The 13,876-nt window shown below is 43.3% G+C and carries 12 protein-coding genes and 1 riboswitch; of the genes, 5 read left to right on the top strand and 7 right to left on the bottom strand.

What is annotated here, in order from left to right:
• Nucleotides 1-37 precede the first annotated feature (37 nt).
• Both OCU38_RS08715 and OCU38_RS08720 read left to right on the top strand, forming a co-directional pair.
• Complete coding sequence (locus OCU38_RS08715) at nucleotides 38-985, top strand: LysR family transcriptional regulator (RefSeq protein ID WP_261822781.1); 948 nt, start codon at nucleotides 38-40, stop codon at nucleotides 983-985.
• Between the two features lie 351 nt (nucleotides 986-1,336).
• On the top strand, nucleotides 1,337-2,767 hold the full coding sequence (locus OCU38_RS08720) for a sodium-dependent transporter (protein WP_261822782.1): 1,431 nt from the start codon (nucleotides 1,337-1,339) through the stop codon (nucleotides 2,765-2,767).
• A 183-nt stretch (nucleotides 2,768-2,950) separates the two neighbouring features.
• Here the strand turns inward: OCU38_RS08720 and OCU38_RS08725 are convergent, their stop codons facing one another.
• Complete coding sequence (locus OCU38_RS08725; RefSeq protein WP_261822783.1) at nucleotides 2,951-4,249, bottom strand: hypothetical protein; 1,299 nt, start codon at nucleotides 4,247-4,249, stop codon at nucleotides 2,951-2,953.
• A 342-nt stretch (nucleotides 4,250-4,591) separates the two neighbouring features.
• Nucleotides 4,592-4,751: riboswitch (FMN riboswitch) on the top strand.
• 195 nt (nucleotides 4,752-4,946) lie between these two features.
• On the opposite strand from OCU38_RS08725, the gene OCU38_RS08730 reads away from it, so the two are divergent.
• Nucleotides 4,947-5,885, top strand: coding sequence for a DMT family transporter (locus OCU38_RS08730; protein WP_261822784.1), 939 nt, complete (start codon nucleotides 4,947-4,949; stop codon nucleotides 5,883-5,885).
• 129 nt (nucleotides 5,886-6,014) lie between these two features.
• Here the strand turns inward: OCU38_RS08730 and OCU38_RS08735 are convergent, their stop codons facing one another.
• The 4 genes from OCU38_RS08735 to znuA form a co-directional block, all read right to left on the bottom strand.
• Nucleotides 6,015-6,236 carry a FeoC-like transcriptional regulator gene (locus OCU38_RS08735; protein ID WP_261822785.1) on the bottom strand — a complete coding sequence of 74 codons (222 nt, stop codon included), beginning with the start codon at nucleotides 6,234-6,236 and terminating at the stop codon, nucleotides 6,015-6,017.
• Nucleotides 6,237-6,311: 75 nt separating this feature from the next.
• Nucleotides 6,312-8,588, bottom strand: coding sequence for a Fe(2+) transporter permease subunit FeoB (feoB, locus tag OCU38_RS08740; RefSeq protein WP_261822786.1), 2,277 nt, complete (start codon nucleotides 8,586-8,588; stop codon nucleotides 6,312-6,314).
• Complete coding sequence (locus OCU38_RS08745; protein ID WP_023403474.1) at nucleotides 8,588-8,815, bottom strand: FeoA family protein; 228 nt, start codon at nucleotides 8,813-8,815, stop codon at nucleotides 8,588-8,590. The genes feoB and OCU38_RS08745 overlap by 1 nt, the downstream gene beginning before the upstream one ends.
• A 126-nt stretch (nucleotides 8,816-8,941) precedes the next feature.
• Nucleotides 8,942-9,832, bottom strand: a complete 891-nt coding sequence (gene znuA / locus OCU38_RS08750; protein ID WP_261822787.1) for a zinc ABC transporter substrate-binding protein ZnuA — start codon at nucleotides 9,830-9,832, stop codon at nucleotides 8,942-8,944.
• Between the two features lie 161 nt (nucleotides 9,833-9,993).
• Here znuA and znuC point away from each other — a divergent pair, with 161 nt between their 5' ends.
• The gene (gene znuC, locus OCU38_RS08755; protein ID WP_261822788.1) at nucleotides 9,994-10,779 is read left to right on the top strand and encodes a zinc ABC transporter ATP-binding protein ZnuC; all 786 of its coding nucleotides are present in this window, start codon (nucleotides 9,994-9,996) and stop codon (nucleotides 10,777-10,779) included.
• Nucleotides 10,772-11,557: a zinc ABC transporter permease subunit ZnuB gene (znuB, locus tag OCU38_RS08760; RefSeq protein ID WP_261822789.1), complete on the top strand. Its 786-nt coding sequence runs from the start codon at nucleotides 10,772-10,774 to the stop codon at nucleotides 11,555-11,557. Before znuC ends, znuB begins: the two co-directional genes overlap by 8 nt.
• A gap of 262 nt (nucleotides 11,558-11,819) precedes the next feature.
• Here the strand turns inward: znuB and sucD are convergent, their stop codons facing one another.
• Together sucD and sucC are read right to left on the bottom strand one after the other, a co-directional pair.
• On the bottom strand, nucleotides 11,820-12,692 hold the full coding sequence (gene sucD / locus OCU38_RS08765) for a succinate--CoA ligase subunit alpha (RefSeq protein ID WP_261822790.1): 873 nt from the start codon (nucleotides 12,690-12,692) through the stop codon (nucleotides 11,820-11,822).
• Nucleotides 12,692-13,858: an ADP-forming succinate--CoA ligase subunit beta gene (sucC, locus tag OCU38_RS08770; protein ID WP_023403469.1), complete on the bottom strand. Its 1,167-nt coding sequence runs from the start codon at nucleotides 13,856-13,858 to the stop codon at nucleotides 12,692-12,694. Before sucC ends, sucD begins: the two co-directional genes overlap by 1 nt.
• Nucleotides 13,859-13,876 lie beyond the last annotated feature (18 nt).

The raw sequence follows: 13,876 nt of genomic DNA on the forward strand, positions 1-13,876 counted from the left end.
CGCCTCTTGGCATTACTTGAAATCATGTGAATCAACAATGAAATCGTATCCAGACATTCCCTATTCTCACAACAGCCTAAAAATGTTTGAAAGTGTGGCAAGGCACTTAAGCTTTACCGAAGCGGCCAATGAGCAAAATGTCACGCAAAGTGCCGTCAGTCGGCAAATAAAGCAGCTGGAACAAGGGATTGGAGTAAACCTCATTATTCGCAAGCATCGCAGTATCGAATTGACTGCGCAAGGCAGTGAACTATTTGCGGTATTGCAAAGAAACTATCAAAACATACAGACACTGCTTGAGTCGTGGCGACCTGAGACACAAAAGCGCATCGTAATAAAAGCGGCGCTAAGTTATGCCACTCGCTCTCTACTGCCTAAGATCCAGCAGTTACAAGAGCGCTACCCAGAGTATGAAATTGTGGTGATCCCAACCATTGAAGAAGATGAAGCACTCAACTCAACCGATTATGACTTGTTGATCCTGAATTCACGCGTACCTCATCGTTATAAAGATCGCAGTGATGTGATCTTTTTAAGAGATGAATACATGGCTCCGGTATGCTCGCAAGAATTGTATGCTCATGATCCCAACTTTGATGCCCTACTGCGTTTGCCTCGCCTGCACCCTACCCTTGATCACCACGATTGGAAAACATGGCTCAGCACTGTTGGCTATCAAGATGCTATTAAGGTGCGTAATACCACCTTCTTTACTTTAGATCTGGCGTTAAGTGCCTGCTTGTCAGGGCAAGGGGTAACGGTGACTGATTTATTGCTCATCTTGCCAGAACTAGAACATGGCTATCTAATTTGCCCCAACAAAGCACAAATTCAGCCCAGCGCGTGGCAATACTTTTGTCATTGCAGAAGCACTTCGACTATCGTTGCTGACATAAGCCAATGGATACAAAGTGAGACAAAGAAAGAGCTCGATACATTACAAAGGCTTAGCCATGATTTTGAGTGGTATATGGCGCAGAATTAGCCAATATAGTTGCAGATTTTATCGCATTAATAACACGTCGGGATATTTATGGGGATAAATTGAATATTCAATCATAATTGATAAATATCAATATCTTAGGTGAATTAAGAGGAAGTTTTTACAATATGAAAGAAAGAAAATAAACAAAGATTTACATAATAAATCAGCACTTGATCACAAAATTAAGATCAAGCGTCTATAAATACAATTTTCAGGGTTTCAACTTTACCTACAAACTGATTAACTTGCCATACCTAGAGCGTGAGTTAATCCTTATATAGGTGTACATTTTTGTTTACACCTCACTTTTTAGCGCCTAGTTCTACACATAACAGATAATTTGGAGACATTGTGGCGACTGGAAATACAACCGCAGCCCCTCGTGATAACTGGGGTTCAAAACTTGGATTCGTAATGGCAGCAGCAGGTTCGGCTGTTGGTCTTGGTAATATTTGGAAATTCCCATACACAGCAGGCGAAAACGGTGGCGGTGCTTTTGTACTTATCTATCTTGCCTTTGTTATTGTGATTGGTTTTAGCGTTATGCTAACGGAATTTTCCATCGGTCGTCATACAAGCCGCTCTGTCGTAGGTTCTTTTAAATCTACGGATAAGCGTTGGAGTTTTGTCGGCATCATAGGTGTGCTTACTGGCCTATTAATCATGGGTTTTTACCCTGTCGTTGGCGGTTGGGCACTTGCCTACGTACCAAAGATAGCCACTGGCTTACTTGATACTCCAGAAGCTATCGGTGACAGCTTCGGCGGATTTATCTCTGATCCTGTGCAGCCACTACTATGGATGGCAGCCTACCTAGTGCTTAACATTGTGATTGTGAGTAAAGGCATTTCAGGTGGCATAGAAAAAGCAGGCAAAATCCTTATGCCTCTACTGTTCCTTATCCTTGTCGTAGTTGCAGTAAAAGGGCTTTCACTGCCGGGCGCAGGCGCAGGTCTTGAATTCCTATTTAAACCTGATTTCAGCAAAGTAGACAGCCATGTTGTATTGGCCGCACTGGGTCAAGCCTTCTTCTCTCTATCTCTAGGTATGGGCGCGATGATTACTTACGGTAGCTACCTGAAGAAGAAAGAGAACCTAGTACAAACCACAGGTATGGTTGTTGGCATGGACACTGCGGTTGCATTACTGGCAGGTATCGCCATGTTCCCTGCAATGTTTGCCTTCAATATGGAACCTGCAGCAGGCCCAGGCTTAGTGTTCGTTGTTGTGCCACAGCTATTTGCTGAAATGGGTCACGTTGGTTTGCTATTTGCACTGATGTTCTTTATCGGCCTAACTGTAGCGGCGCTGACCTCTTCTGTTTCACTACTTGAAGTTGTGGTTTCTTACCTTATTGAAGAAAAAGGTATGAAGCGTGTTACTGCGGTACTTTCTGCAAGTTGTGTAATGGCCGCAATGTGTGTGTTTGCGTCACTCTCTCTTGGCGGCGTTGGACCGAAACTGTTCGACACAGGCGTGTTTGATATTTTCGACCTTCTGACTGATAAAGTATTCCTAGCAGTTGGCGGCATGTTTATCTGTATCTTTGCGGGCTGGCGTTTAAATCGTATCGACTTGGAAAAAGAGATCACCAACAACGGCAAAGTCTCTTTCCCACTGTTTGGTCTTTGGTACAACCTAATTAAATACGTGATTCCAGTTGCTATTGCAGTAGTTGCTTGTGCAGGCATATTGAGCGGATTTGAAAGTGGTAAAGGCGCTATCATGATATTGGCTTTGGTTATTATTGGTAGTACAGCGCTGATTTCTAAGAAGCTTTAAGATTGACTTAGTTATTCAACCAATAGGAGGCCACACGGTCAAACTATTGTAGTTTCTTAGTGTGAAAATCAAAAAGGAGTTCACTATTGAGCTCCTTTTAGCTTAGGGGGTTTAAGTTTTAAACAAGCGTTGTCGAACTACTAGAAGATCGCTTTCTGTGATTTGTTCATAAAAGCTAACCCATTAGCTCTTTATCAAGTCAGTTTCAAAGGCATCGTATATATTTCCAATAAGCTTTGTAAGCTGTTTAGTATCATAGATCTGTGTATCTAGTTTATCCAAAGCTTCTTTAGGTATTGTCAATGTAATTACGTAGCCAATCGCCATGTTTATAACTGTGCGATTTGAGTCTAAGATCTTCATCTTCCACTCAGATTGCTTTCTCCAATCGTAAGATAAGTGTTCATCAAGTAGTTCTTCAATGCCAGACCAAGTATCTCTCGAGTATCGGCCAGTCTTATTCTTAAATATTTCATGCGTGTACAGGTTCTTTTTCATCTTACTTTTATCAAACCATAAGCCACTTATGTAACCCTGTCCTGAAAACTTCACGTGATAACCAATTGCTAAGGAGTAAGATTGACCATTCAATAATATCTCAGTACTAAATTGGGGATCTTTATGGAAAATATGCCACCCCTGCGCTTTAGTATTTGCTGGATAAATTGAACTCACTAAGTCACCTTTATCAGAAGATACTTCAAAGAGTACTTCATCAGCCCATCCCTTAGAAAAGGTTGTCCCAAGACGGTCATTGTAATTTAAGAGCTCTAGGGTATATCTAGATGCCACAAACTCCTCGACAGCAATGCGAATACGACGATAGATCGCATTGAAACTATTTGCATTTAGAGAAGCAATTGGAGTTGCTGGAAGCCACTCTGGGTTGTGGTCTCGCACCAATTGAATAAAATCAGCTAAGAAACGATTTTTGTTCCCACTCATTTTCTCAAAACTTGATACTTTCACCGCAATTGCCATTAGCTTTTGCCAATTGAGATCCCTGTCGGTGACCATATCTTTGCATTCAGTGATAGATAATTCGTCCTTGCGGAGAATATTGAAGATTTGGTTAAACAATTGAGCAGTACAGTCGATACCATCTCTTTTGGCTTCGATTACTATACAAACATCATTAATAGTAAGTACTAGGTCACATACCGGGTCATACTCATCTACCTGTGTTTGTCCCCAAAAGTCAACCAATTCTGCTTCACTCAAACTAACAGCATAGATATGCTTATAACCCTTAATACTTTCGGTTTTTTTTTGAATTGAGATCTTAAGCTTTGGGGAGCTATTAATGTCTTGAAAAAGTTTATTGTAACGCTCATCCCCATCAAAAATAGACTTGAGTACTTCATGAAGAAATAGCGCATCTTCTTGGAGGCAGATTGCCAAAGCGCGAGTTAAGTCGTTCTCAAGCTGGTAGGTTCGTTCTGTTTTTGAGTAGGTTCTAAAAAGATTAAGATGTTTGTTCATTTCGCTGACGGGTCTTGTAGTTTGAAGCAACGATGGTGCTATGCGCACACTCATTTTGAATGAATGTATAATATCAGCTATAACAACATCAGTCTGGTTCTGACTTATAATATTGTTAGTCGAGCCTCAGTAATCTAAAGCAGTGCTGTCCAATTATGAGCTAAGGTGCTCAAATAAGGCTGAATATACTGTCTATTAAAACCCCAAATAACCCACCTCATACCCACAGCAGAGCAAAGCAAAGCACAATGCCTTACTCCACCGCCTCTTATTTACCCCCCACCAAAAATACCCACAATCTCAATAAAGAGATTTGCCTCATCCACAAAATTTGATACCTTAAACGGACTTCAGGGCGGGGTGAAACTCCCCACCGGTGGTAAAAGCCTAGCTTGAGCCCACGAGCGCCTTAGCTTCTACTTTAATGAGTAGCGATTAAGGGACAGCAGATCTGGTGTGAATCCAGAGCCGACGGTTATAGTCCGGATGAAAGAAGTGACACAATTGATTTAACCCAATGACGCCTAGTGATCCTCACTTAGGGCGGTTTTTGCGTTTTGCGTAAACTCACCCACTAGCCATAGTGGCAGTGTGGTTTATCGCGCCGATTGCCTAACCTCTTAGCTCTGTTCACGTATATATCAAACCAAGCACACAAGTCGCTTTTGGCTTGCATGGCTTATATTTGGAGATCCTCGTGGCAGGTATTATTTTTGTTATGATCGCAGCTGGTCTTTGGGCTGCCGATACTTTATTTCGCTATCCGTTACTGGAAAGCAACAGCACCTTACAAATCGTGTTCTTTGAGCATTTGGTGTTGGTTGTCATCATTGCGCTATTGCAGATTATGGTGCCTCGTTGGCGATTTGCTTATATCAAAGGTTCGCTGTTTTCTTTTATTTTAATTGGCGTGATTGGCTCAGCGATTGGCACCCTTGCCTTTACTAAAGCCTTTACTTTGATGAACCCTACCATCGTTATTTTGTTGCAAAAGCTGCAACCTATTGTGGCCATTTCACTGTCTGTCATTTTACTCAAAGAGAAGCTACAAAAGCACTTTTTGCTTTGGGCAAGCGTGAGTTTGCTGGGCAGTATTGTGATGATTTCGCCGGATATTATGGCGCTGTGGTCGGAAAACTCAGTATGGCACTATAACCCTAAATTGATGGCTATTTTACTCGGTTACGGCTGTGCGCTATTGGCCGTTGTTGCTTGGGGCGCATCCACTGTTTACGGGCGAAAATTGACCATAATGGGTTATAACACCATGCAAATCATGTCTGGTCGATACACTTTCGCTCTGTTTACTCTGACTATCGCTATGCTTGGCTATGGCGAACAGTTTTCTCTTTCACAGGGCAGTTTTTCTCACCTATTTTATATGGTGATGCTCTCTGGTCTGCTAGGGATGTTTATCTATTATAAAGGCCTTGAACGAATACCTGCCCGTTATGGCACCATTGCCGAGCTATTCTTCCCTGTTTCAGCGGTAGTCATCAACTGGGTTGCCTTTGACGTGACCTTAACTCCGCAACAGATTGTTGGTGCCGTGTTACTAGTGGGCGGTGCATTGATGATCAGTCGCGAGCCTAAGCAAGCTGAACTGCCTGAAGTGGATGCGGTATTCGCAAAATAATGGGCTAGAAAGATAGCCCCAGCTAAATCATTAACTGGGGTCAAGCCATTATTCTGGGCAAAAAAAAGCTAGGCGACTGTGAGCAGTAAACGCCTAGCTGACTGGAAAATAGCAGATGTAAGTAATTGCTTACATCTGTACGTTCAAACTAATACCTTGGTTGATGGTGTAACGTACGCCCTTTTCTTTACCTTTGATGGTATCGAACATACGCGACACTTTACCTTTCTTGATCCAGACTTGTAACATGGCATCGACGCCATCTTCAGACAAACCAAAGTGGTTAGACAGCGTCACTCTATCTGTGGTGCCGTGCTCGTCAAGATAAGCTTTGAGTTGTTGTAAAATCATAATACTGCCTTACTTCTAGGCTCTATATTTGAACGGTACTGCTTTATCGTACAATCCAATATAGAGCCTTACATCTTATACTGCGGGTTGTGGATCATCGTGCCATTGTTGTTTTCTTGCGTGGTGTTTAAGCCCTAAGAAAGTGGCAAAGCCAGCAGCAATAATACCGACAATCCAACAAGCACTTGCTACTGGATTCATGCTAAACATCATGATTTGGTAGTAAAGTACCGCACTTGAATACGCAAGTCCCATAGTCCATACCGCAATGAATTTAGCGTAGTCACGGCCAAACTCTCTCACGTATGCGCCAAGAGCGGCCACACATGGTGTGTACATCAGGATGAAGAGTAAGTAAGCAAATGCCGCATGGCCTGACAAGAATTTACTTTGTAGGTTGGCAAAGACTGACTGATCAACATCTTGCTCATCGGCAGCAACCGCTGTGTCATTCAACTCACCTACTTCAATACCTAGTGGGTCGCTAAAGCTTAGACCGGATAAGTTTTCAGGAATAGACATCACCGCTTCTTTTAGGCTACCGACTAAATCATAATCAGCACCTTCATCAGCTGGAGTTGCGTAAAGGTTATTTAACGTACCTACTACCGCTTCTTTAGCAAAGATACCCGTCACAATACCTACCGTTGCAGCCCAGTTATCTTCTTTGATACCCATAGGAGCAAATACAGGTGTGATGACTTGCGCCACTTTCGATAACGCAGACGCTTCGCTGTCTTGGTTACCAAAGCTGCCATCAGTACCGATAGAGTTTAGGAAACTTAGGATAGTCACTACGATAACGATGGTTTTACCTGCGCCAAAGACAAAGCGTTTTAGTTTCTGCCAAGTTTTGATAATCACATTACGTAGACGAGGGATTTCATAATCAGTCATTTCCATAATAAAGCTATCGTTACCGCCCGGATAAATCGTGTGTTTTAGCACAAGTCCGGTAAAGACGGCCGCTAGAATACCAATGATGTACAGAGCAAATACCACGTTTTGTCCAGCGCTTGGGAAAAACGCTGCCGCAAATAATGCGTAAACCGGTAGACGAGCACCACAAGACATAAATGGCGCCATTGAAGCCGCTAGGCGACGCTCACGCTCTTGGTCTAGGGTACGGCTTGCCATGATAGCTGGAACGTTACAACCAAAGCCAAGAACAAGCGGTACAAATGCTTTACCCGGTAGACCGACTTTTTGCATCACTTTATCTAATACAAAAGCGGCGCGAGACATGTAACCTGAGCCTTCTAGAAGAGTCAGGAACAAATACAAACCCGCAATCACAGGAATAAAGGTAGCAACCGTTTGAATACCGCCGCCGATACCATCAGCAAGGACAGTCACTATCCATTGCGGTAACAAAGGATCAAGCAGATGGTGAGTACCATCGACCAGTACTGCGCCAAATGAGATATCGAAGAAATCAATGAATGCCCCACCAATATTGATGGCAAACATAAACATCAAATACATAACGCAGAAGAACAATGGAATACCTACCCATTTATTCAACACGACAGCATCAATACGCTCACTCAAACGACGAGTGATTTTACCTTCCGTGATTCTAAAAGATTTGGTCAACTCGTGTAGGAAGGTAAATTTTACATCGGCAATGTGCAGGTCAATGTCCAGATCCAACGAGTGACGAGCTTGAGCAACGGTGTCTTTTACGTCGGAAGAAACGTTGTTCAAAACCAGTTTATCGTCTTCTAATGCACGAATCGCCAGAGCGCGCTCATCCACCATGTCATTGGTAAATAGTGAACGGATATCCGCCGCAACCGCTTCAAATTCAGTGCCATAATCAAGTGCTAGTGGTTCAACTTCAATACCTTCAGCCAACATGCTATGCAGGTCTGCTTTTAGTTTGTTGACTTCGTTTTCACGAGTTGCAGTGACGGTCAGTACTGGACAGCCTAACGCTTTGGACAAGCCTTTAGTGTTAACTTTTTGACCATTTCGAGCCAGTGCATCCATTTTATTTAGGATAACGACCATAGGTCGGCCTAGCTCTCTTAATTGCAAGGTCACATACAAGCTGCGCTCTAGGCAACTGGCATCAATGACGTTCACAATCACATCAGCAGGTGTAGAAAGAACGGCGCGAGACGCGATAGTTTCATCCACACTGTTGGTGTCGTTACCACTGTCTAGAGCATAAATACCCGGTAAGTCAGTAAGGCTGAACTCTGCTCCTGAGAAGGAGTAAACGCCGACTTTTTTCTCGACTGTCACACCAGCCCAGTTACCTACTTTTTGGTTTGCACCAGTGAAAGCATTGAAAAGTGTTGTTTTACCGCTGTTTGGGTTACCAACGGTTAAAATCGAATAGTCCATTAGTTAACCTCTACCGTTATTTGATTGGCAGTAGATTTACGAATAGCAACACTTACGTCTCGAATTCTGACTTGTAACGGGTCGCCCATTGGCGCTTTACGGATTAGTGTTACTGCTGTATTTGGCAGTAGTCCCATTACCATTAGTTTTTTTCTAGTCGAATTATCTAGTTGTTTTAAAGAGCAAATATTTGCTTGTTGCCCAACTGTGAGCTCTGATAGTTTCATAATCTAAATGCCAATTATTATCATTTGCATAAAATGTATCATACATTCTTACAAATTTACTTGTTTTAAATCAAAAAAAGCGCCCTATAGAGAGGGCGCTTTATCATTCATTCGTTTCACCTAAAATTACTTCAAACACGTCTCAAATTGTTGAGACAGCTGTTTTAGGAACGCAAAATAAGCGCCTGGTCTTTCTTCAACATCGGTCGCTAGTGGATCTAATACGCCAGTATTTACATGACTACCACGAGTCACTGTTTCAATGACTGCAGGAGTGTATTGCGGTTCACTAAAGACACAATGTACATCGCCTTTTGCTAGGCGTGTTTTAATTTCAATTAGGGTTTTTGCACCCGGCTTTCTTTCTGGACTTACGGTAAAGTGACCTAAATGGTTCAAACCAAAGTAATCTTCAAAATAGCCGTAAGCATCATGGAATACGAAGTAACCATGACCTTTCACTGATCGCAACTTAGTGCTAATTTCAGTCGTTGTTAGCTGTAAGTTATTTAAGAAGTTATCAAGGTTTACGTTATAACGAGCCGCGTTGTCTGGATCTAATTCGATCAGTCTACTCGCAATCGCCTTCGCTGCAACCGCTGCTTGTTTTGGACCTAACCAAAAGTGTGGATCAGTATTGCCGTGATGATGCCCTTCATGTGCACCATGATCGTGGTGATGCTCGTGGCCTTCTGCAAAGTGACGAAGATCCAGACCAGAAATTGTGCTAATAGCTAAAGTGTTTGATTGGTCTTTTACAACTGACGTCATAAAGCTTTCTAGATCTGGGCCAAACCAGATCACTAAATCTGCATTGCGAAGTTTCTTCACATCAGATGGGCGTAAAGAGTAGTCATGCGGAGACATTGCAGTTCCTAGTAGAGCTGAAGACGTCCCGATGTTAGTCATGATCTCTTGGGTGATAAGATGTATCGGTTTGATACTACTTACAACTTCTATCGCTTGGGCATTGTTCACAAATACCAACGATAGTAAGCACAGCAATATACGTTTCATTGATGTGTTCCATAATATTAGAGAATTTCTAGCGCAGATGTTACATTATAACACTGACACAGAGCAAATGAATAATATGATTCCAAATATGGTACAAAGGTATTCTTGGAATTAATGCGAAGATACTCATTGCATAACAAATAGATACAGGCCAACTCACTATGACCCAAATCGTCACATTAAAAGACGTGACCGTTCAATTTAATCAACGCAAAGTTTTGGACAACATCAGTCTTTCAATCAACGAGTCTGAGATCACCACTTTAGTCGGCCCTAATGGCGCAGGTAAATCGACCTTAGTCAAAGTGATATTAGGGATACATAAAAAGTATCAAGGGAAAGTCACTAAGGCCCATAAATTAAGAATTGGCTATGTACCGCAAAAATTGCATTTGAACGAGACACTGCCGTTAACTGTGGATCGCTTTTTACGTCTTGCCGGAAAATACAGCCAACAAGAGCGCCAAGAGGCACTGGCACTGGTTGGGGCTAGCCATCTTATCCATTTAGATATACATAAATTATCTGGCGGCGAAACCCAACGAGTGCTGATCTCTAGAGCACTACTAATTCGCCCGCAATTATTAGTATTAGATGAGCCAGCGCAAGGGGTGGATGTACAAGGGCAAATAGATTTGTATAACCTTATTGATACCATACGCCACCGCTTTGGTTGTGCGGTATTTATGATCTCGCACGATTTACACCTCGTAATGGCTAAAACCGACAATGTCATTTGCTTGCAGCATCATATTTGCTGTTCGGGTTCGCCCTTAGCGATTTCCAGTCATCCTAGTTATTTAAAAATGTTTGGCGGCGCCCCTGAAGCAAGTTTGGCGCTGTATCGCCACCAGCACGACTACCATCACCACGACTTATCCGGCGACCCTGCCTCTGGGGATATCAATACCTGCCACCACCATAAACACGGACACCAACATGATTGAGTTTTTACTGCCTTCGATACTTGCAGGGTTAGGCATCGCCATTATTGCAGGCCCGCTAGGCTCTTTCGTTGTATGGCGAAAAATGGCCTACTTCGGCGATACCCTCGCCCACGCCTCGCTAATGGGTTTAGCGCTGGGCTTTTTATTTGATGTAAACCTTTATCTTGCGTTAGTTGTTTGCTGCCTGACATTGGGCGTAATTTTAGTTGCATTGCAACGCCAACAAATGGTGGCAACCGATACTTTGCTTGGAATATTAGCGCATAGCTCGTTATCACTGGGCTTAATTGCGGTCAGTTTTCTGGACAATGTTCGTGTCGATTTAATGGGCTATCTATTTGGTGATTTACTGGCGGTTAACTCACAAGATGTGATGTTTATTTTTATTGGGGTAGCTATTGTGATGCTACTGCTCGTGAGCTTTTGGCGTCCTCTACTCTCAAGTACGGTTAATGAAGAATTAGCCGCGATTGAGGGCGTTAACATTTCGCTGATGCGTCTGCTCACTATGCTGATGATAAGCTTGGTGATTGCGGTAGGCATGAAGTTTGTCGGCGCACTTATTATCACCTCCTTGCTGATTATACCGGCGGCAACGGCGCGACGTTTTTCTAAGAGCCCTGAGCAAATGGCAGTCATGGCATCGGTTATTGGCGGTGTGTGCGTCTTATCGGGGCTGAGCCTTTCTTGGCAATATGACACCCCTGCCGGCCCATCGGTTGTGGTTAGCGCTGCGCTACTGTTCCTATTAGTTCAGCTTAAACCGCAAAATAATTAGTATTATACCAATCACACTAAGTAAGTGATCAGAACTAGCGCAGGGAAAATGCTCGAGAACAAGGCAGAATTTTTCGATAAGTAGTTATTCTACAATCAAAAATTCTAACGCCGTTATCGAGCATTTTAACAAGCTAGAATGACCAGTTATTTAGTACGATTGGTATTACCTCTCAATAAATCGAATCCAAACAAAAAGCCTCTGATGGAAACATCAGAGGCTTTCTATTACAGGTTCTCTATTAGTAGAGCGGGTTATCTCATTACCAGCCGGTAATTTCGCGTAGCCCTTGACCAATATCAGCAAGGCTTTTCACGGTTTTAACGCCAGCGGCTTCCAACGCTTGGAATTTATCTTCCGCAGTACCTTTACCACCTGAGATAATTGCCCCTGCGTGCCCCATACGCTTACCTGGAGGCGCTGTCACACCTGCGATATACGATACTACGGGTTTAGTGACGTGCTCTTTAATGTAGGCTGCAGCTTCTTCTTCCGCTGTGCCACCAATTTCACCAATCATCACGATAGCTTCAGTTTCAGGGTCTTGTTCAAACAGCTTTAAAATGTCGATAAAGTTAGAACCCGGAATTGGGTCGCCACCAATACCAACACAAGTAGACTGACCAAAACCTTCATCTGTCGTTTGCTTAACCGCTTCATAAGTCAAGGTGCCAGAGCGAGACACAATGCCCACTTTGCCTTTCTTATGAATGTGACCTGGCATGATGCCAATCTTACACTCATCAGGAGTGATAACGCCCGGACAGTTAGGACCAATCATCACTACGCCCGCTTCGTCTAAGCGCACTTTAACATCAAGCAAATCCAGTGTTGGGATGCCTTCGGTGATCGTAACAATCAGTTTAATGCCCGCATCAATTGCTTCTAAAATGGCATCTTTACAAAACGGCGCTGGCACATAAATTACAGAGGCTGTCGCACCGGTTGTCTCTACCGCTTCACGCACAGTGTTGAACACAGGTAAACCAAGATGCGTTTGACCGCCTTTACCCGGAGAAACACCACCAACCATTTGCGTGCCGTACTCAAGTGCTTGTTCTGAGTGGAACGTACCTTGACCGCCAGTAAAACCTTGGCAGATAACTTTAGTCTCTTTATTAATTAATACAGACATTATTTGCCCTCCGCTGCAGCTACAACTTTTTCTGCTGCTTCAGTCAGAGAGTTTGCAGCAATAATGTTTAGACCACTTTCCGCCAGTTTCTTCGAGCCCAAAGGCGCATTGTTGCCCTCTAAACGAACCACAACAGGCACCTCGACACCCACTTCTTCAACTGCGCCGATAATACCGTCAGCAATCAAGTCACAACGAACAATACCGCCAAAGATATTCACTAAAACGGCTTTTACATTGCTGTCAGAAAGGATGATTTTGAAGGCTTCTGTTACGCGCTCTTTGGTTGCGCCGCCGCCCACATCAAGGAAGTTTGCTGGTTGTCCGCCGTGCAAGTTTACGATATCCATCGTACCCATGGCTAAGCCCGCACCGTTCACCATACAACCAATGCTGCCATCAAGAGCTACATAGTTAAGCTCCCATTGCGCTGCGTGTGCTTCGCGCTCATCTTCTTGCGATGGATCGTGCATTTCACGCAGTTTTGGTTGGCGGTACATCGCATTAGAATCGATGTTGATTTTACCGTCTAGACACAGCAGGTTATCTTCTGCGGTGATCACTAGCGGGTTAATTTCCAATAACGCTAAGTCGTACTGTGCAAACATGTTGCCCAGACCTAAAAAGATCTTAACGAATTGTTTAATTTGATCGCCTTTAAGACCTAGCTTAAACGCCAACTCACGACCTTGATAAGACTGAGGCCCTACCAATGGGTCGATAGCCGCTTTATGGATCAACTCTGGCGTCTCTTCCGCAATCTTTTCAATATCTACGCCACCTTCAGTGGATGCCATAAATACAATGCGACGTGAAGCGCGATCAACAACAGCACCTAAGTACAATTCGTTGGCAATATTCGATGCTTCTTCGACTAAGATTTTAGTGACAGGTTGACCGTTTGCGTCTGTCTGATAAGTCACTAGGTTTTGACCTAGCCACTTTTGTGCAAACTCTTTTACGCCTTCTTTAGTATCATGCAACTCAACGCCGCCCGCTTTACCGCGACCACCAGCATGTACTTGGCATTTCACTACTTTTTTAGCTGTGCTAATGCGCCCAGCCGCTTCAAATGCTTCTTGTGCTGTATTGCAGGCATACCCCTCAGGTACAGGTAACCCAAATTCAGCAAATAATTGCTTAGCCTGATATTCATGCAAATTCATTAGTATCTTCCATTTAAT

It is taken from the genome of Vibrio neonatus (assembly GCF_024346975.1).
In the GTDB taxonomy this organism is placed as follows: Bacteria; Pseudomonadota; Gammaproteobacteria; order Enterobacterales; family Vibrionaceae; genus Vibrio; species Vibrio neonatus.

What these genes read in the sequence shown, in the direction of transcription:
- OCU38_RS08735 (WP_261822785.1), bottom strand. Translation starts at nt 6,236, where the DNA reads ATGATTTTACAACAACTCAAAGCTTATCTTGACGAGCACGGCACCACA.
- feoB (WP_261822786.1), bottom strand. Translation starts at nt 8,588, where the DNA reads ATGGACTATTCGATTTTAACCGTTGGTAACCCAAACAGCGGTAAAACA.
- OCU38_RS08715 (WP_261822781.1), top strand. Translation starts at nt 38, where the DNA reads ATGAAATCGTATCCAGACATTCCCTATTCTCACAACAGCCTAAAAATG.
- OCU38_RS08745 (WP_023403474.1), bottom strand. Translation starts at nt 8,815, where the DNA reads ATGAAACTATCAGAGCTCACAGTTGGGCAACAAGCAAATATTTGCTCT.
- znuA (WP_261822787.1), bottom strand. Translation starts at nt 9,832, where the DNA reads ATGAAACGTATATTGCTGTGCTTACTATCGTTGGTATTTGTGAACAAT.
- sucC (WP_023403469.1), bottom strand. Translation starts at nt 13,858, where the DNA reads ATGAATTTGCATGAATATCAGGCTAAGCAATTATTTGCTGAATTTGGG.
- znuB (WP_261822789.1), top strand. Translation starts at nt 10,772, where the DNA reads ATGATTGAGTTTTTACTGCCTTCGATACTTGCAGGGTTAGGCATCGCC.
- znuC (WP_261822788.1), top strand. Translation starts at nt 9,994, where the DNA reads ATGACCCAAATCGTCACATTAAAAGACGTGACCGTTCAATTTAATCAA.
- OCU38_RS08725 (WP_261822783.1), bottom strand. Translation starts at nt 4,249, where the DNA reads ATGAACAAACATCTTAATCTTTTTAGAACCTACTCAAAAACAGAACGA.
- sucD (WP_261822790.1), bottom strand. Translation starts at nt 12,692, where the DNA reads ATGTCTGTATTAATTAATAAAGAGACTAAAGTTATCTGCCAAGGTTTT.